The following is a 17840-nucleotide window of genomic DNA, read 5'->3' on the forward strand; positions in this document are numbered from 1 at the left end:
GCTGCGACAAGTAAGGCACATCCGTTCTGTCCGTGGGAAATTTCCGAATTTATCGCTATTGGCGCCATCGGTCAGGCTGGTACCGCCCTAAGGCACTGCGGCACAATGTCTCGCTAAATCGCATTGCCGAGGCGTCCCGATGAACAGCCATTTCCAAGCCGTCGACCTGAACAAGGCTTATCGCCTGCTCAATCACGGGCCGACCGTGCTGGTGTCCGCGCACCATGCGGGCGTGGAAAACGTCATGGCTGCTGCCTGGGCCTGTGCGTTGGACTTCGACCCACCCAAGGTCACGGTGGTGCTCGACAAGACGGCCCGCACCCGGCAATTGGTAGAAGGCAGTGGCTGGTTCGTGATCCAGGTGCCGACGGCTGCTCAGGCTGAGCTGACCCACGAAGTCGGCACGCGCAGCCTGTTCGACCACCCCGACAAGCTGGCCAGCATTGGCGTCGAGTTGGCCCATGTCCAGGGCTACGCGCCACCCTTGGTGCAGGGCTGCTCGGCCTGGTTGATTTGCCGGGTGATCGACGAGCCGCACAACCAGAACACCTATGACCTGTTCATCGGTGAAGTGGTGGCAGCCTGGGCGGACGATCGGGTGTTCCGTGATGGGCACTGGGCCTATGAGCATGCCGACCCGCAGTGGCGCAGCCTGCATTACGTGGCGGGTGGGCATTTCTACGCAATCGGTGAGCCGGTGGTGGTGCCGGACTGACGTCTGGCTTCTGGCAACGACGCCGTCACAATGCAGCGGCCCCGGCCTTGGCCACTTCGGCATCTTGCTCGGACTTGACCCCGGACACACCGATGGCGCCCACCACTTGGCCGTCGATCCTCAGCGGTATGCCGCCTTCCAGGCTGGTGAGCAAGGGCGCGGTGACGAATGCGGTGCGCCCACCGTTGACCATTTGCTCGTAATCGCGGCTTTCCTTGCGTCCCAGCGCCGAGGTGCGGGCCTTTTCAACGGCGATGTAGGCGCTGGCCGGGGCGCAGCCGTCCATGCGTTCCAGGGCCAATGGGTGGCCGCCATCATCGACCACGGCGATCGTCACGTTCCACTGGTTGGCCTGTGCGTGTTGCCGGGCGGCGCTGAGCAGGCGATGGACTTCGGCCTGGCCGATCACGGGCTTGCTATGCATGGTTGGTCTCCGGGTTCAGGGCAGCTTCGACGATTTCGATCCAATGGCGCACGGCTGTGCGCCCGGCGCCGTCGAGGTGGGTCTGGCAACCGATGTTGGCGGTGGCGATGATCTGCGGCTTGCCGCTTTCCAGGGCGTCCAGGCGGTTGTCGCGCAGCTGTTGCGACAATGCCGGCTGGGTCAGCGAGTAGGTGCCAGCCGAGCCACAGCACAAATGGCCGTCCGGCACTGCAGTGAGGGAGAAACCCAGGCGTGTCAGCAGGCGCTCCACCGCGCCGCCGAGCTTGAGGGCATGCTGCAGGGTGCACGGGCAATGGAAGGCCAGACGCTGTTCGGCGCACAGGCCCAGTTGCTCGACCGGCTCGTCGCGCAGGATCTCCACCAGATCGCGTGACAGGTCGCTGACCCGTCTGGCCTTGGCGGCGTAGCGTGGGTCTTTTTCCAGCAGGTGACCGTAGTCGCGCACGAACGCGCCGCAGCCGCTGGCGGTTTGTACGATGGCTTCGGCGCCTGCTTCGATGGCCGGCCACCAGGCATCGATGTTGCGTCGTGCGCGTTCCAGGCCGCGTTCCTGGGCGTTGAGGTGATAATCCACGGCGCCGCAACAGCCGGCTTCGAACGCCGGCTCGACGCTGATACCCAAGCGGTCCAGCAGCCTTGCCGCGGCCGCGTTGGTGTTGGGCGACAGCGCGGGTTGTACGCAGCCTTCGAGCAGCAACACCCGGCGGGCATGGCGTGGTGCCGGGCGCTTGCCTGGATCGGCGACATGCACCGGCAGCTTATGCCTGAGTGTGGCCGGCAACAGCGGCCGCAACACCTGGCCGGTGCAGCTCAGGGCCTTGAACAGGGCCGGCCGAGGCACCACCGCCCGCAAACCCTGGCGCAGCAGGCGCTGGCCGAGGGGGCGCGGCACTTGCTGCTCGACCACGGCGCGGCCAATGTCCAGCAGATCGTGGTACTTCACCCCCGAGGGGCAGGTGGTTTCGCAGTTGCGGCACGTCAGGCAGCGGTCCAGGTGCTCTTGGGTGCTGGCGGTGACTGGCGCGCCTTCGAGCACCTGCTTGATCAGGTAGATACGTCCGCGCGGGCCGTCCAGTTCGTCGCCAAGCAGTTGGTAGGTGGGGCAGGTGGCGGTGCAGAAACCACAGTGCACGCAGGCGCGCAGGATGCTTTCGGCCTCTTCGGCGCGGGCCAGGCGCTTGGATGTTTCGCTCAGGTTGGTTTGCATGGCGTGGCCTCACAGATCCGGGTACAAACGACCGGGGTTGAAAACCCCCTGGGGGTCGAGCTGTTGCTTCAGGGTGCGGTGGTAGCGCATCAGCGCGGCGGGCAGTGGTGCGCTGCTGTCATCGCCCGCTGCATAGCCTGTGACATGGCCGCCGCGCTGGGCGACCTGCTCACGAATCAGCGCCGCTGGGGCCGTGGAGGTGAGCCAGCGCTGCGCACCGCCCCAGTCGATCAGCTGTTCGCCCGGCAGCTCCAGTTCGCCGGTGGCAATCGGCAGCGACACGCGCCACAACGGCGCTGGGGCAGCGAAGAAGCCCAGGCGCTGTTCACGCAGGTCGCTCCAGAAGCGGCTATCGAGTTCCTCGCCCCCCAGCCGTTGACGGGCCGACTGCACCGAACCTTCGCCGCCTTCCAGGCGCAGGTACAGTGCGTCGCCGTGGTGGCAGGCGGCGCTGATCGGCAAGGGTTGCTGGCCCCATTCGGCCAGCTCTGCCAGCGCCTGGTGGCGGGTCATGGGCAACCGCAGGCTCAGGCATTGCCGTGGACGTGGCAGCACTTTTAGCGACACCTCGGTCAGCAAGCCCAGGCAGCCGAAGCTGCCAGCCATCAGCCGCGAGACATCGTAACCGGCCACGTTCTTCATCACTTCACCACCAAAGCGCAGCAGCTTGCCGTGGCCGGTGATCATCCGTATGCCCAGGACGTAGTCGCGCACTGAACCGGCCCAGGGCCGTCGTGGCCCGGACAACCCCGCCGCGACCATGCCACCAAGGGTCGCCTCGGTACCCAGGTGCGGCGGTTCGCAGGGCAGCATCTGCCCGGCTTCGTACAGCGCTGCCTCGATCTCGCGCAGCGGTGTACCGGCGCGGGCGGTGAGCACCAGTTCGGTCGGGTCGTAGCGTACGATGCCACGGTGGCCACGGGTGTCGACGACTTCGCCGGCCACCGCTCGGCCAAGCATGGCCTTGCTGTTGCTGCCCTGGATGCGCAGCGCGCTGCCTAGGTTCAGCGCTTGGTTGACCTGTTCCAGCAGGTCCTGGCTGAGGTCGCGATCCATGCTCATCAGAAGCGCTCCAGTTCGGGGAAGGGCAGTTGGCCATGATGCACATGCATCGCCCCAAACTCGGCGCAGCGATGCAGGGTCGGGATGTTCTTGCCGGGGTTGAGCAAACCCTTCGGATCGAACGCGGCCTTCACTGCGTGGAACAGGGTGATTTCGTCGCTGTTGAATTGCGCGCACATCTGATTGATCTTCTCGCGCCCCACGCCATGCTCACCGGTGATGGAGCCACCCACCGCGACGCACAGCTCCAGAATCCGTCCACCCATGGCCTCGGCGCGTTCCAGTTCGCCTGGCAGGTTGGCGTCGAACAGGATCAGTGGGTGCATGTTGCCGTCGCCGGCGTGGAACACGTTGGCCACGCGCAGGCCGTATTCCTGCGACAACTCGCCGATGCCCCTGAGTACCCGTGGTAGCTCGCGACGCGGAATCGTGCCGTCCATGCAGTAGTAGTCCGGCGAGAGCCTGCCCACCGCCGGGAAGGCGTTCTTGCGCCCGGCCCAGAAACGCGCACGCTCGGCCTCGTCGCAGGCCAGGCGTACCTCGCGGGCACAGGCCTGTTGTAGCACGGCTGCGACGCGTTCGCAGTCGTCGTGCACGTCTGCCTCGACCCCGTCGAGTTCGCACAGCAGTATCGCGGCGGCATCCACCGGGTAGCCAGCGTGGATGAAGTCCTCGGCGGCGCGGATCGCCAGGTTGTCCATCATTTCCAGGCCGGCTGGGATGATCCCGGCGGCGATGATCTGGGCGACCGCCCGACCGGCATCCTCGACGCGGTTGAAACTGGCCAGCAGCACCCGCGCCACCTGGGGGCTGGGCAGCAGTTTGACGGTCACTTCGGTGACGATACCCAGCATGCCTTCCGAACCGGTGAACAGGGCCAGCAGATCGAAGCCCGGGCTGTCCAGGGCATCGCCGCCCAGGGTCAGGCGTTCGCCCTCGACGGTGAGGATTTCGACCTTGAGCAGGTTGTGCACGGTCAGGCCGTATTTCAGGCAGTGCACGCCACCGGCATTCTCGGCGACATTGCCGCCAATCGAGCAGGCGATCTGCGAGGACGGGTCCGGCGCGTAGTAAAGACCATGCGGCGCCGCCGCCTGGGAAATCGCCAGGTTACGCACCCCAGGCTGCACACGGGCGAAGCGGCCCTGTGGGTTCACTTCGAGAATGCGGTTGAAGCGTGCCATCACCAGCAGGATGCCTTTGCTCAGGGGCAGGGCGCCGCCCGACAACCCGGTGCCGGCGCCCCGTGCAACCACAGGCACTCCCCATGCATGGCAGAGCTTGAGCAGGGTTTGCACCTGTTCCAGGCGTTCAGGCAACACCACCAGCAGCGGGAGCGTGCGGTAGGCCGAGAGACCATCGCACTCGTACGGCTTGAGGTCTTCGGCGCGGTGCAGGATATCGAGGTCGGGTAGCGCCTCGCGCAAGGCCGACAGCAGGGCAGGCAGGTCGATGGCGGGCAGTTCCCCATCGACACGTTCGTCGTAAAGGATGCTCATCAGGCTCACTCAGAGGCAATTCTTGTTGTTATCGCGCACCTGTGGCAGGCGCGCGCTCACGGTTAACCCATCACCCTTTCAGCCTGCGCCGACGGAGGCGTTCGGTCGAGCCTTCGGGCAGCTGGTCCTACCAGTTTTTCGCACGAAAGCTGGTGATTCGTGGCGCTCCATGGCTAGATTGCGGCATGCAGTACATGTGGTCCTACCAGTCAGAGGATACGTATGATTACTGAAGGCAAGGCCAAGGTCGCCGAACAGGTGGCCGAGCGGGTCGAGCGGTTGATCGTGGAGGGAGTATTGAAGGTCGGTCAGGCGCTGCCGTCGGAGCGACGCCTGGTGGAGAAGCTCGGCTGTTCCCGTTCGGCGCTGCGCGAGGGCCTGCGTCTTTTGAGCGGGCGTGGCATCATCGACACCGAACAGGGGCGTGGCTCGTTCGTGGCCGACCTCACCGGCTCGGCCAACAGTACACCATTGATGCATCTGTTCAGTTCGCAACCGCGTACGTTGTTCGACCTGCTGGAGGTGCGTGCGCTGCTGGAAGGTGAGTCGGCCCGCCTGGCGGCCCTGCGCGCCACCGAGATCGACCGTCTGCTGATTCGTCGTCGTTACGAAGAGATGCTGGCGGCCCATGAGGCGGCTGACGCCCACGACCCACGCGAGCACGCCCGCCGCGACCACGCCTTCCACCGAGCCATCAGCGAGGCATCGCACAACCCGGTGTTGGTGCACACCCTGCAGACGCTCAGCGACCTGACCTTGAGCACGGTATTCGCCTCGGTCAACAACCTGTACTGCCGGCCAGCGCAGAAGCGTCAGATCGACCGCCAACACGCGCGGCTATACCACGCCGTGATGGAGCAACTGCCCGAGCAGGCGCAGCGAGCGGCGCGCGAGCACATCAACGGCATACGCGACAGCCTGCGCGAGATCGAGCAAGAGGAACAACGCCTGGTGCGGGCGACCATGCGCATGGATGGGTGGGGGTAGGCGTGGAATCGCCCTCTAGAGATTCGAGCGCTATGTGGGCCGCGATGACCCCGGCTGCCCCGCAAGCGCCGGCGAGCCGACGCTTACAGGGTTCGCACCGCGCCGATCAATGCTCGGCGATCGGGTCATCCTGGGACAGAATTGCGCGCGCCAGCTCTTCATCACTGGCCTGCAGGCCTGGATGGTCCTTGCGGGCCTGCTCCAGCGCCGACTCCACGTAGGCGCCGCGAATCGCGCCACCGCTGGCGACAAAAGCCGAAAGCTCGTCGCGGGCAGGGATGATGCGTTTGTCATCCTTGAAGGTCGAATACAGCGACGCGGAGATACCGGCCGAGGTGGCGACGTCTCCGGCATCGACTCTGGCCAGGGCAGCCCCGGCAGGCAGAAGGAGCAGCAGTGCAGGGGCAAGGAGTAGTTTGCGCATAGCGTGTTCTCCAAAAGCGTGCAGCCAAAAGGGGTTGGCGCTCAATCCTTAAGAGGGTGCGGGCCCGGCAGTAGTTCCGTTGGCGATCCTGCCAAGTGACTCAGCGGCAACCCGTGGGCGGACGGCGGTAAAGCGCGTGCGGTGTGCCAGGGGCCTGTCCGACTTGCACGCAACCCTCGCGTCTGAATCCCACACGCTCGGCCAGGCGCTGGCTGGCGCTGTTGGCCAGATCGGTCGTCAGCCAGAGCGGCACCTCCACGGCATCCAGCAGGCCTGCCAGTGCCTCGCGCATCAAACCTTGTCCGCAGTGGTCCTGGCTGACCCAGTAACCCACCTCGTACCCATCCTGACCGGGGCGCAGGCCGATGCAGCCGACCACTTCGGCGTTGTCCGGGGTCAGCACGAAGTAGCGTTTCTCAGCATCAGGGTCGATAAACTGTTCGGCGCTCACTTCCAGGCTGTCGCGGACTTCATCCAGCGTCCAGTCGTCCTTGGCCCATGCCAGGAAGGTTTGGTGCAGTGCGTAGCTGCGCAGCAGTGCCCTGTGCAATTGGGAGGCTATGGCCGGGGTCGGACGACTGAGCCGGGTGCGTTGAGTGGTGACGGCGCGGGGCAATGAAGGGCAGGGCATCGGAGCCATCCTGGCGGAGTGTGCTGGGCTGTATCTAAGCATAACGGGCGCAACGGTTCACCTGTGGGCTCGATTGCATCAGTGATGCATTGACGCTGGCGACCAGGGCATGATTTGCTCCCTGGCTCGGGTGCGAACCCGATCACAGATCATTCAAGGGAAAATGAAGGTCCGCCATGTCCGAATACACGCTGCACTGCTTCGCTGAATCCGGCAACGCTTACAAAGCTGCGCTGATGCTTGAACTGACCGGCCAGGACTGGCAACCGGTATTCGTCGACTTCTTCAATGGCCAGACCCGTGAGCAGGCCTGGCGAGACGAGGTCAACGAGCAGGGCGAAGTACCAGTGCTCGAGCACGCTGGGCAGACGTTGACCCAGTCGGCGCTGATTCTTGATTACCTTGCGCAACGCACGGGCCAGTTCGCTGCCCGTAACGAGGACGAAAAACGCGAAATCTGGCGCTGGATGCTATTCGACAACCACAAGTTCACCAGCTACTACGCGGCGCTGCGTTTTCTGTTCTGTCTGAAGAATACCGGTGAAACGGACGTGACCCACTTCCTGCGCGAGCGGGCCAAGGCGGCCTACAGCGTGGTCGATGCGCACCTGGAAAAGACCCCTTTCATGGTGGGCGGGCGCGTTACCATTGCCGACCTGTCGTTGGCGGGTTACGTGTACATGCCTGAGGACACCGGCATCGAGCTGGAAAATTATCCCCACATCCAAGCCTGGAAGGCGCGCATCAAGGCATTGCCAGGGTGGAAGCACCCCTACGAGTTGATGCCCAAGGCGCTGCCGGTCAGCCGCTGATCGCAGGCTGCGCGCCGGTCACTTCAGTCACCGCTTGCGGGGTGGCGGCGCGCAGAATCACTCGACGGCGTTGTTCGTACTCATCCATGGAAAGGCCTTGACGCTGTAGGGCCTCCAGTTGCAGTTGCAGGGTTTCCTGCGCCGTGTAAGGGCGCAGTTCCGGGTGGCTGGCGCAGCCGCCAAGCAGTGCCACGCCGAGGGCGCTCAGGGCAGTGATCAATATTCGGGTCGTGGCTTTCATTGGGCGGCTCCAGGGGCGGCGGGGCAGGTGTCTTGTCGATGGCCCCAGCTTATTGAGCGGCGCCGCGCGATAGAAATTGGCATTGTCGATAGTGACTATCGAGCCAACCCCAGGACCAAGAGAACGCGCGCTTGTTGCTGACGACGAGCGCTTTGCTAACCTTATTCACGCTCCAACTGCCCAGTGGCGGTTCACTCCTTTCACGCAAGCCGAACACATGGGGAAATGCCATGCGCATTCCAATGTGCTGTGTTGTGTCGATGGTGCTGTGCCTGAACGTCCTGCCCAACCGCCTGCAGGCTGCAGATCCCCCAGCGCCTGAACCTGCGACGCCGGCAGCTGCGACTAAGGACGCGGTGTTCACCCAGGCGCAACTGGACCAGATGCTCGCTCCCCTCGCGCTTTACCCCGACGCGCTGCTGGCCCAGGTACTGATGGCCGCCACTTACCCCGGCGAAGTCGCCGAGGCGGTGGCCTGGTCCAAGGCCAATCCGAAGGCCCAGGGCGACGAGGCTGTGAGGCAAGTGGCCAAGCAATCCTGGGACCCCAGTGTTCAGGCAGTGGTGGCCTTCCCTCAGGTGCTCGTCACGCTTGGCCAGGACCCGGTGTGGGTGCAGCGTCTGGGGGATGCGTTCCTCGCCCAGCCCGACGATGTGATGAACAGCGTCCAGCGCTTGCGCCACCAGGCCCAGGCCGCCGGCAACCTGCAAAGCAACCAGTACCAGAACGTGACGGTCCAGGCGGCGCCCGCCACTGGCAGTGCATCCCCAGCGGCCAGTTCATCGTCGACCACGATCATCATCGAGCCAGCCGACCCGCAGGTGGTGTACGTGCCCAGCTACAACCCGAGCACGACTTATGGCACCTGGGCCTACCCGGCCTCGCCACCGGTCTATTACCCGCCATCGCCGTTGTATTACGCTGGCTCCGCCCTGATCGCCGGGCTGGCGTTCGGGGCGGGGGTGGCGATCATCGATTCGCTGTGGGGTGATTGCGACTGGGGCGACAACGACATCGACATCGACGTCAATCGCTACAACAACATCAACGCCAACAACCGCATCACCAACAACCAGAACAAATGGCAGCACAACGCCGTGCACCGTGACGGGGTGCCTTACCGAGACAGCCGTAGCCGTGAGCAGTTTGGCCGCCAGCTCGACGGTGCCGCCCAGCGCACGGCTTTTCGTGGTGACGATGCCCAGCGGGCGCAGGCGCGGGAAAAGGCCCGGGCGTCGATGGATCGCCATGGCATCGAGCGCCCGGCCACCAGCAATCGCGAAGCCCGCGACCGGGTACGCGAGGTGCAGGCGGGCAACAGCCCGGGTAACCGGGTGCAGGCACGGCAGGACGCGCCACGTGCCCATGATCGCAGGCAGGAACTGCGCAACACCCGGGACGCCGGCCAAGCCCGGCCTGGTGAAGGGCGGGCCCTGCAGCAGCGTAGCGCCGGACGAGCGCGCAACAATGCCTTCGAAGGGGTTCGCTCGCCGTCGCGCAGCACCCTGCAAGCCACCCGCGGGCGGACCAGCCAGAGCTTCGCCCAGCGGCCCAATGCCTCGCGGGCGGCCGGGCACCAGATTTCCCGGCCCTCCAGTGCAGGCGTGCGCCGTAGCGCAGGAGGCCGTCGATGAATGCAAAGGCAGCGGTACTGGCATTGGGCCTGACCTGGTCGGGTCTGGCCATGGCGCAGCAGGCATTCCCCACACCGGAAAAGGCAGTGGAGGCGTTCGTTGCGGCATTGGGCGAAACGCACGCCGATGAGGCGCGTCTGGCGCAGCTTCTTGGGGATGACTGGCGTACCTATATTCCCCGCGGGGGTGTGCAGCGCAGCGATGTCGACGCGTTCTTGCAGCAGTACCGCGAGCAGCACCGTGTCCAGGCGCAAGGAGACCGTAACGCGATTCTGGCGGTGGGCAGCCAGCACTGGACGTTGCCCATCCCGCTGGTAAAAGGCGCGCAGGGTTGGACGTTCGACCTGAAGGCCGGCAGCGCCGAAATTCGAGCACGGCGCATTGGTCGCAATGAACTGGCCGCGCTGCAGTCCGTGCTGGCGTACCACGACGCACAGATGGAGTACGCCTCCCAGGACCGCAACGGCAACGGCGCGCTGGAATACGCGCAAAAGATCTTCAGTTCCCCAGGCAAGCATGACGGGCTGTTCTGGGAAGACGAGAACGACGGCCAGGTCAGTCCGCTGGGGCCGCTGTTCGGCAATGACGTGATGGGCGACGACTGGTATGGCTATCACTTCCGCATCCTCGACGGCCAGGGACCCTCGGCACCGGGTGGGGCCTACAGCTATCTGATCGGCAACCAGATGAGCCGTGGTTTTGCCTTGATCGCCTGGCCTGCGAAGTACAACGATACCGGCGTGATGAGCTTCATGATCAGCCATGACGGCCAGGTGTTCGAGAAGGACCTTGGGCCGAATGGGGAGGCAGAGGCCAAGGCCATGAAGCGCTTCGATCCGGATGACAGTTGGCAGGTGGTCCCCGACGACGTAGGGGCCCCCCCGGCAGGCGCCAGCACGCCAGCGATTGGCCAGTAGCAGACAACCAAGCAATACGCATCAGCCTGTGAGAGGATGTCCATTCCGGCCGATCGGCCAGCCAGGACCCAAGAACCCAGCCTGATGAAGACGCCAAAACGAATCGAACCACTGATCGAAGACGGACTGGTCGACGAAGTACTGCGGCCATTGATGAGCGGCAAGGAAGCAGCCGTCTATGTGGTGCGCTGCGCAGGGCAGATCCGCTGCGCCAAGGTCTACAAAGAGGCCAACAAGCGCAGTTTCCGCCAGGCCGCCGAGTATCAGGAGGGCCGCAAGGTCCGCAACAGTCGCCAGGCCCGGGCCATGGCCAAGGGCTCGAAGTATGGCCGCAAGGAAGCCGAGGACGCGTGGCAGAATGCCGAGGTGACCGCGTTGTTCCGTCTGGCCAATGCCGGTGTGCGGGTGCCTAAGCCCTACGACTTTCAGGATGGTGTGTTGCTGATGGAGCTGGTGACCGACGCCGACGGTGACGCTGCACCACGTCTGAACGATGTTCACCTGGAGCCGGAAGAAGCCCGCGAGCACCATGCCTTCGTCATCCGCCAGATCGTCCTGATGCTCTGTGCCGGCATGGTGCATGGCGACTTGTCGGAATTCAACGTGCTGCTCGGGCCGCAAGGCCCGGTGATCATCGACCTGCCGCAAGCGGTGGACGCCGCCGCCAACAACCACGCCTTCAGCATGCTGCAGCGTGATGTGGCGAACATGGCCAGCTATTTCGGGCACTTCGCACCAGAGCTCAAGCGCACCCGTTACGCAGAGGAAATGTGGGCCCTGTACGAGGCCGGGGAATTGCGCCCCGACAGCCCGTTGACCGGGCAGTTCGAGGACGATGAGTACGACGCCGACGTCCAGGGCGTGCTGCGCGAGATCGATGCCGCACGGCTCGACGATGCCCGTCGCCGAGCGGCTCGTGCCGAGGCGGAGCACGGGCCGCTCAACGCGGTGGAACCGACGCCACCCTGGATGCAGTAGGGTTATCATCGCCGACGTGGGCGACCCGCGAGGCGGACATTGGCGTCACGTCGAGGGACTGCGGTCAGAAACGGTAGTCCAGCGTGGCGAAGTACGACCTGGGTGTGCCCATCAGCCATTGTTCGCCACTGTAGGCCGAGGACACGTAGTCACGGTCGAACAGGTTGTTCAGTTGCAAGCCCAGGCGTACGTCCGGCACCACCTGCCAGCCCAGGTTGGCGTCGACCACGGTGTAGCCAGGTACTTGAAGGCTATTGGCACTGTCGGCGTAGCGCTGGTCGACGTAGCGCAAGCCCAGCCCAGCTTCCACGGCCTGCCCGAAGCCTTTGCTCACCCATAGGTTGGCGGTGCGTCGCGGCACGTTGGCCGGGCGGTTGCCGGCGCGGTCCTGGGTTACGCCACCGACCACTTCATCGAAGTCGTCGTACGTGGCGCGAACCACGGCGGCGTTGGCCGAGACCTGCCACTGGTGGGGCAAGGCCAGTTCGAGGCTGGCCTCCAGCCCGTCAGAGGTCTGCTGGCCGGCTTGTTGTTTGTCGTGGCTGACAGGGTCGTCCACCAGCAGCTTTTTCTTGACGATGTGGTAAGCCGCCAGGGTCCACTCGCCGCGCCCCTCCCAGAAACGTTGCTTGAGGCCCAGTTCGGTCTGTTTCGACTCGGTCAGGTCATAGTGCATCTGGCCGGGGCTGAGGCTGATCAAATCGTTCACCCCGTCCTCGCTGGTGGCGTACTGACCGTACAGGGACAGGTCATCGTTCACTGCGAACACCAGCCCGGCGCGCCAGTTGCCGCCTTGCAGGCTGTGGTCGCTGCGGGTGCCGTCGACCAGGTTGTCGCGGTCGATATGGTTCTGGTCGCGGCGCACGCCGGTCACCAGCGAGAGGCGCTCGGTGACCCGAAGGCGGTTTTCCGCGAACAGGGCGAAGGTGTGGGTGGTGGACAGCGTCTGCGGGCGCAGCGGCGAGTTGCTGTGGAACGTCGCCGCAGTTGGGTGCCATGGGTCGACGTAGTCGCCACCGACATCGTCGTAGGGTGAGTTGCTGTCGACGTTGAAGCGAATCTTGTTGTACTCGGCGCCGACCAGGGTGGTGCTGGCCAAGCCGAACAGGCGGTGGTCGAGCGTGAAGGTCTGGCGGTCGCCGATCTGCTCCTGATTATGCTTGATCTGCAGGTAGCTCTGGCGCAGCAGTTGGTCACGGTCGGCATCCCAGCTGTAGGCCTCGGCATTGCGCCAATGGCGGCGGCTCTTGATGTAGTAGAGCTGGTTGCTGGCACTGAGGTGGTCGCTGAGGGTCCAGTCGGTGGTGAAACGAGTCCACGCATCACGGTAGCGCTGCACGTCATCGTCGATGTTGTAGTTCTTCTTGCGCAGGCTGGAGCGGTAGTGGCCGTCGATCAAGGGTGTGCCGAAGTCGTTGGCCGGCTCGGCATCGCCGCGCTCGTGGGCCAGGGTGAAGCTGAGGTCGTCGTTGGCGTCGAAGCGCAACGCGGCGCCCAGGGCCAGGCTGCGCGAGTCGGTGCGGTCGACCCAGCCGTTGCTTGCCTGGCGGTTGAGGGTCACCCGGTAGCTGAGGCGCTCGCTGATGCTGCCGCCGCTGTCCAGGCCCAGTTGCTGACGGTCCCAGGCGCCATAGCCCAGGCGCAGATGGTTCTGCACCTGGCCGCTGAATGGCTTTTTGGGGATCACGTTGACCACCGCGCCGGTTGCGCCCTCGCCATACAGCACCGAGGCCGGGCCACGGATCACGTCGATACGCTCGACCAGCCACGGGTCTACCGGAAAAGTCTGGGTGCCCGCGCCCGTGTACAGGCGTGTGCCATCGAACAGGGTCATCACCGATCCATGCCCGGTAAAGCCCCTGGCCGAGAGACCGGTGCCGCCGTCGCCTGGGGTACCGATGAAGGAGATGCCGGGCGAGCGGCTGACTGCATCCTGAACGGTGAGGTTGTTGCGCTGCTGGATCTGTTGTGCGCTGATGCTGCTGGTGCTGGCCGGGGTTTCCAGGGCGCTGAGGTTAAGGCGCGAGCCAGCCTGGGTCGGGGTGGCGAGGTCCACGGCGGCGTCATCGTGGGTGCCGGTGATGGCCGTGGAGGGCAGGGCCAGGGCACTTCGTTCGTCGGCCAGGGCAGGAAAAGTCACGGCCAGGCAGGCCGCCAGTGTGTGAAGCTTGTAAATACGGGACATGTCGTTCCACGGCTGTAGGAATGAATGGATCCCGGTGGAAAACACGCAAAGGTGAGCCACGCACGCAGGCGCGCACGCGCAAACCGGCCTGCGCCCGCCCACCGCGGGTTGCCAAGTGAAGCTCCAGGCCGGTCTCCGGGCTTGCGAGGGTCGTGAAGCCTTCACCTTCCCATGCGTTTGCACAGTGGTATTTCGAAGGGTTCGCTCGCTTACCGTTGCGGGGGCAGCGCCGGACTTGTCGTGTAGCTCGACTCACCGGCTTCCCGTTTCACCCTGCGCGCGGCGGCGCAGGGCACCTGAAACTGGCGCGCATCTGACCATCGAAACGGCTCTGCGTCAATGGATTGCGCGGTATTGCCGATGGCGCTATCGACCCCGGCGGCGTGATACGCGGGCTTCGATGTTCTTGCGCCCGATCAGCAGCGGCGGTTTCTCCACCACCGGTTCGTCGGCCAGCCATTTGTACATCACCAGGCAATCCACCAGCCCAAGACGGGCATGGCGGTAGGCCTTGGGCAGGCGACCGACCGTTTCGAAACCCAGTTTCCGCCACAGCGCCACGGCCACTTCGTTGCTGGCCACCACCGAGTTGAACTGCAGGGCCAGGAAGCCCTCCTGGCGTGCCAGCTTTTGCGAGTGCTCGCACATCATCCGCGCCACGCCGCGCCCGCGGGCGGCTTCGCAAACCATATAGCCGCAGTTGCCCACATGGGCGCCGGGACCTGCCGCGTTGGCCTTGAGGTAATACGAACCGAGCACCTCGCCGTTCGCTTCGGCAACCAGGGTATGCAGGGGCAGTTCCAGCCACAGTTGCCGGGCGTGTTCGAAAGTGAGGGCAGGGTCGTAGGCGTAGGTTTCGCGGGCCTGGATGACGGCCTGGAAGGTTGGCCAGAAGCGCTCGAAGTCTTCGGGCGTCATGGGGCGGATGTGGATCATGCGGGTTCCTGCAAGGGCTGAGGTGCCCAGTCTGAGTAACGCGGCGCCGTCGCGCAAGGGCGGCGCCGCCAGGCCTCAGCTGTCGGCCTTGCCAACGGCATCCAGTGCCCGGGCCGAGTAGACCAGCGCGGCACCCGCATTCATGGCGACGGCCACGCCCAGGGCTTCGGCGATTTCTTCGCGGGTGGCGCCGTGCTTGACGGCTTGCTGCGAGTGCACGGCGATGCAGCCGTCGCAGCGGGTGGTGACCGCCACGGCCAGGGAGATCAACTCGCGAGTCTTGGCGTCCAGGTGGTTGGTCTTGGCACCCGCACCGCTGGCCGTCATGTAGCCGGCCACGGTGTCGGGGGAGAGTTGCTTGAGATCGCCGATGCCGGCCATCAACTGCTTACGGTAGGCGTCCCAGTCCATCATGCTCATCGTCTTCACCTTGTTGGGGTTTGGGCAGGAGCTTTCAGGGTAGTCCAAGCCTTCAGATATAGATGAACACCAGCAGCAGTGCCGCGACCACGGCCCACTTTTCCAGGTAGTAGCGGGTACGGTTACGCTTCTTCAGCGCCTTGCCGCGCTCACGGATCCGGTAGATGCGGGTGAACAGACGGTTGATGCCGCCGGTCTTGTCGTTGGCGGTGTTCGGCGCGGCGGCGGCGGCCATGACATTGCGGCTGAACCAGCGGTTGAAGGCGGTCGCCCAGCGGTACTTGAGCGGACGCTCGACGTCGCAGAACAGGATGATGCGGTTGTGATCGGTGGTATTGGCGGCGTAGTGGATGTACGTTTCGTCGAACACCACCGCTTCGCCATCGCGCCAGGAATACTTTTCGCCATCCACATCGATGTAGCAGCCGTCGTCGTTCGGTGTATCCAGGCCCAGATGGTAGCGGTAGGAGCCGGCGTAGGGGTCGCGGTGGCGCACCAGTTTCGCACCCGGCGGTAGGGTGGCGAACATCGCCGCCTTGACCGTGCCGATGCCTTGGAGCAACTCGGTGGTGCGTGGGCACAGGCTCATGGCCGAGGGGTGGCTTTCGCCGTACCACTTCAGGTAGAAGCGCTTCCAGCCGGTCTTGAAGAACGAGTTGAAGCCAACGTCGTCGTAATTCTCGGATTTCTTGATGGCACCGGCATGCAGCAGTTGCTGGGCCTCTTCACGGATTTCCTGCCAGTGGTCCTTGAGCGGTTGCAGTTCCGGGAACGCCTCGACCGGCAGGTAGGGCTTGGCTGGATGCTTGGAGAACAGGTAGAGGAAGCTATTGATCGGGGCGAGGAAACTGGAGTGGTCGCCCAGCTGACGGGTCAGCTTGTGGCGTACCCGACCGCGCAGGTGAACATAGGCGATCGAGAAGACGAAAAGGAGTACGAGTGCAATTTTCATGGACGTTTACTTGTCGAAGAAATGGCCATGCGACATGGCATTAGCACGCCAGCATAAACAATCATGTAGGGACTTTGTACTTATTGTTACGTGAAATCAGGACGACTTAGGTGTAATGGCCCATGCTTTGCGCAAACGTTTCAAGTGGATTCAGCCCTATGGAGATCCCATGCCCCAGGATGTTCGCCCAAGTGGCGCCCCGTTCAAGCGACTGTTCTTCGCACTACCGGTAAAAGGCAGCCAGCGCAGTGACATTGCCCAATGGCGGCGCGGTCTGAACCTGCGCAGTGGCAAGCCGGTGCCCAGCGAGAACTTCCACCTGACCTTGTTGTTTCTTGGCGATGTGGACGCCGCACAGGTGCCTGCCATTTGCGCCGTGGTAGACAATCTGGCGCGGCCCGAGGCGCCGCTGCGGTTGCTGCTTGACCGGTTGCAGGTCTGGAACCGCGCCAATGCACTGGTGTTGGAGCCTCAGGAAACGCCTGCGGGGATGCGTCAGCTGGTATATGGCCTGCAGCAGGCACTGCTGCCCCTGGGGTTCCAGGAGCAGGCACGCGAGTACCGGCCGCACCTTACCTTGTCCCGGGATTTTCGCGGGCAGCTGCCTGAAGCGACGGTGGCCCCGGAGTTCTTTATCGCGGCCCGGCATTTCACCTTGTACGAGTCACGCAAGGGGCGCTACTGGCCGCTGGCCGAGTGGCCGTTGTTGTAGAGCACGGTGGGCGCGGCCTGGCGTCGCGAAATGGCTGCCTCAGAAATGACGCACTAAACGGGGTATGACAGGAGGCGGCCACTTTCGTCCCCTGGACTGCGGGCAAACTGGCGTTTGTACTCGCGGCTGAACTGCGAGGTGCTCTGGTACCCCACCCGGTGCGCTGTCTGCGCCACTCCAAGGCCTTCGCCGATCAGCATTTGCTGGGCTTTGAGCAGCCGCAGACGCTTGAGGTACTGCATCGGTGCCATGTCGGTGCAACGCTTGAAATGCTCATGAAAAGTCGAAACGCTCATGTTGGCGCACGCCGCCAGGTCTTCGACGCTTAGTGGCTCGGTGTAGTGCTCGCGCAAGTGGGCCAGGGCCGCGCCGATGCGGGCGAAGTGACCTTGCTGTTCGACCAGTGCCCTCAGGACATTGGCCTGGGGGCCGCGCAGGGCGGTGTAGAGCACTTCGCGTACCCGTGCCGGGCCAAGAACCTTGGCGTCCAGCGGGTTTTGCAGGCACTGCAGCAGGCGTTCGACGCTGTCGCGCATCGGCGCATCCAAAGCCGCCGACGTCATCGACTGCGGAGTTTGCGCCTGCACTGTGGCGTCGGGGGGCAGGTCCATGCTTTGCACCAGCTCACCGAGCACCGCGCGGTCGATGTCCACGGCTACGCCAAGCAGAGGCGCATCGGGAGTGGCAAAGGTTTCGCACATAAAGGGCACCGATAGCGCCTGCACCAGGTAATGGCCGGCGCCATACTCCAGCGTGCGTGGCCCAAGGCGAGCAAGCTTGCTGCCCTGGGCCAGGATCATCAGGCTCGGCTCGTAGATCTGCGGGCTGCTGGCCACGTAGTGGTCCCAGCTCAGGACGTTCACCTGGGGCAGGGCGGTGGGTACGAAACCGGGGCGTGTGGTCAGTCTGCGGATCAGGGCGCAGAGGGTGGCATTGGCGTCGACGTGGCGGGTCAGTTGCATGAGGAACCAGGGCAGAGAATCAGACAGTCGCATCATCGCAGATTGACGGTCTAGCGCCAGAGCTTGGCTGTTAGTTCCGTAGAATCAGGCATGGATGCCGGAGAATCGGTTGTGGGCTCAG

General features: G+C 64.4%; 19 protein-coding genes and 1 riboswitch. Of the genes, 7 read left to right on the forward strand and 12 right to left on the reverse strand.

Annotated elements, in window-relative coordinates:
• Positions 1-139: 139 nt before the first annotated feature.
• Positions 140-715 (forward strand): flavin reductase family protein, encoded by a 576-nt coding sequence (locus C4Q26_RS22235; protein ID WP_104883560.1) that lies wholly within the window; start codon positions 140-142, stop codon positions 713-715.
• A 25-nt stretch (positions 716-740) separates the two neighbouring features.
• Here the strand turns inward: C4Q26_RS22235 and C4Q26_RS22240 are convergent, their stop codons facing one another.
• From C4Q26_RS22240 to glcD, 4 genes are read right to left on the reverse strand one after another with little or no spacing between them, the layout of a single operon-like run.
• A complete protein-coding gene (locus C4Q26_RS22240; protein WP_023381131.1) occupies positions 741-1139 on the reverse strand; it encodes a heme-binding protein in 399 nt (132 codons plus the stop codon).
• Positions 1132-2367 (reverse strand): glycolate oxidase subunit GlcF, encoded by a 1236-nt coding sequence (gene glcF, locus C4Q26_RS22245; protein WP_104883561.1) that lies wholly within the window; start codon positions 2365-2367, stop codon positions 1132-1134. The genes C4Q26_RS22240 and glcF overlap by 8 nt, the downstream gene beginning before the upstream one ends.
• A gap of 9 nt (positions 2368-2376) precedes the next feature.
• On the reverse strand, positions 2377-3429 hold the full coding sequence (glcE, locus tag C4Q26_RS22250; RefSeq protein ID WP_027907089.1) for a glycolate oxidase subunit GlcE: 1053 nt from the start codon (positions 3427-3429) through the stop codon (positions 2377-2379).
• Positions 3429-4928, reverse strand: coding sequence for a glycolate oxidase subunit GlcD (gene glcD, locus C4Q26_RS22255; RefSeq protein WP_027907088.1), 1500 nt, complete (start codon positions 4926-4928; stop codon positions 3429-3431). Before glcD ends, glcE begins: the two co-directional genes overlap by 1 nt.
• A gap of 222 nt (positions 4929-5150) precedes the next feature.
• Between glcD and glcC the strand changes: the two genes are divergently transcribed.
• Positions 5151-5915, forward strand: a complete 765-nt coding sequence (glcC, locus tag C4Q26_RS22260) for a transcriptional regulator GlcC (RefSeq protein ID WP_023381127.1) — start codon at positions 5151-5153, stop codon at positions 5913-5915.
• Positions 5916-6021: 106 nt separating this feature from the next.
• On the opposite strand, the gene C4Q26_RS22265 is transcribed toward glcC, so the two are convergent.
• Together C4Q26_RS22265 and C4Q26_RS22270 are read right to left on the reverse strand one after the other, a co-directional pair.
• Positions 6022-6339 (reverse strand): DUF2388 domain-containing protein, encoded by a 318-nt coding sequence (locus C4Q26_RS22265; RefSeq protein ID WP_023381126.1) that lies wholly within the window; start codon positions 6337-6339, stop codon positions 6022-6024.
• Positions 6340-6439: 100 nt separating this feature from the next.
• Positions 6440-6970, reverse strand: coding sequence for a GNAT family N-acetyltransferase (locus tag C4Q26_RS22270; RefSeq protein ID WP_023381125.1), 531 nt, complete (start codon positions 6968-6970; stop codon positions 6440-6442).
• Between the two features lie 176 nt (positions 6971-7146).
• Between C4Q26_RS22270 and C4Q26_RS22275 the strand changes: the two genes are divergently transcribed.
• A complete protein-coding gene (locus C4Q26_RS22275; protein ID WP_023381124.1) occupies positions 7147-7782 on the forward strand; it encodes a glutathione S-transferase family protein in 636 nt (211 codons plus the stop codon).
• On the opposite strand, the gene C4Q26_RS22280 is transcribed toward C4Q26_RS22275, so the two are convergent.
• Positions 7772-8023 carry a lipoprotein gene (locus C4Q26_RS22280; protein ID WP_023381123.1) on the reverse strand — a complete coding sequence of 84 codons (252 nt, stop codon included), beginning with the start codon at positions 8021-8023 and terminating at the stop codon, positions 7772-7774. The genes C4Q26_RS22275 and C4Q26_RS22280 overlap by 11 nt on opposite strands.
• A gap of 230 nt (positions 8024-8253) precedes the next feature.
• On the opposite strand from C4Q26_RS22280, the gene C4Q26_RS22285 reads away from it, so the two are divergent.
• From C4Q26_RS22285 to C4Q26_RS22295, 3 genes are all read left to right on the forward strand, one after another.
• Entirely contained in the window at positions 8254-9657 is a 1404-nt protein-coding gene (locus tag C4Q26_RS22285; protein ID WP_104883562.1) for a DUF3300 domain-containing protein, read from the forward strand.
• Positions 9654-10574: a DUF2950 domain-containing protein gene (locus C4Q26_RS22290; RefSeq protein ID WP_023381121.1), complete on the forward strand. Its 921-nt coding sequence runs from the start codon at positions 9654-9656 to the stop codon at positions 10572-10574. The genes C4Q26_RS22285 and C4Q26_RS22290 overlap by 4 nt, the downstream gene beginning before the upstream one ends.
• A gap of 84 nt (positions 10575-10658) precedes the next feature.
• Positions 10659-11552 (forward strand): PA4780 family RIO1-like protein kinase, encoded by an 894-nt coding sequence (locus C4Q26_RS22295; protein WP_023381120.1) that lies wholly within the window; start codon positions 10659-10661, stop codon positions 11550-11552.
• A gap of 64 nt (positions 11553-11616) precedes the next feature.
• Here the strand turns inward: C4Q26_RS22295 and C4Q26_RS22300 are convergent, their stop codons facing one another.
• The 4 genes from C4Q26_RS22300 to lpxO all read right to left on the reverse strand — a co-directional run bounded on the left by C4Q26_RS22300 (position 11617) and on the right by lpxO (position 16045).
• A complete protein-coding gene (locus C4Q26_RS22300) occupies positions 11617-13737 on the reverse strand; it encodes a TonB-dependent siderophore receptor (protein WP_023381119.1) in 2121 nt (706 codons plus the stop codon).
• 108 nt (positions 13738-13845) lie between these two features.
• A riboswitch (cobalamin riboswitch) is annotated at positions 13846-14052 on the reverse strand.
• A gap of 51 nt (positions 14053-14103) precedes the next feature.
• A complete protein-coding gene (locus tag C4Q26_RS22305) occupies positions 14104-14673 on the reverse strand; it encodes a GNAT family N-acetyltransferase (protein WP_023381118.1) in 570 nt (189 codons plus the stop codon).
• Positions 14674-14748: 75 nt separating this feature from the next.
• Positions 14749-15093 carry a carboxymuconolactone decarboxylase family protein gene (locus C4Q26_RS22310; RefSeq protein ID WP_027907085.1) on the reverse strand — a complete coding sequence of 115 codons (345 nt, stop codon included), beginning with the start codon at positions 15091-15093 and terminating at the stop codon, positions 14749-14751.
• A gap of 52 nt (positions 15094-15145) precedes the next feature.
• On the reverse strand, positions 15146-16045 hold the full coding sequence (lpxO, locus tag C4Q26_RS22315; RefSeq protein ID WP_023381116.1) for a lipid A hydroxylase LpxO: 900 nt from the start codon (positions 16043-16045) through the stop codon (positions 15146-15148).
• 169 nt (positions 16046-16214) lie between these two features.
• Between lpxO and thpR the strand changes: the two genes are divergently transcribed.
• Positions 16215-16757 carry an RNA 2',3'-cyclic phosphodiesterase gene (gene thpR / locus C4Q26_RS22320; RefSeq protein WP_023381115.1) on the forward strand — a complete coding sequence of 181 codons (543 nt, stop codon included), beginning with the start codon at positions 16215-16217 and terminating at the stop codon, positions 16755-16757.
• 53 nt (positions 16758-16810) lie between these two features.
• Here the strand turns inward: thpR and C4Q26_RS22325 are convergent, their stop codons facing one another.
• Positions 16811-17719 (reverse strand): AraC family transcriptional regulator, encoded by a 909-nt coding sequence (locus C4Q26_RS22325; protein WP_104881588.1) that lies wholly within the window; start codon positions 17717-17719, stop codon positions 16811-16813.
• Positions 17720-17840: the final 121 nt, after the last annotated feature.

This window comes from Pseudomonas sp. SWI44 (assembly GCF_002947915.1).
Lineage (GTDB): Bacteria > Pseudomonadota > Gammaproteobacteria > Pseudomonadales > Pseudomonadaceae > Aquipseudomonas > Aquipseudomonas taiwanensis.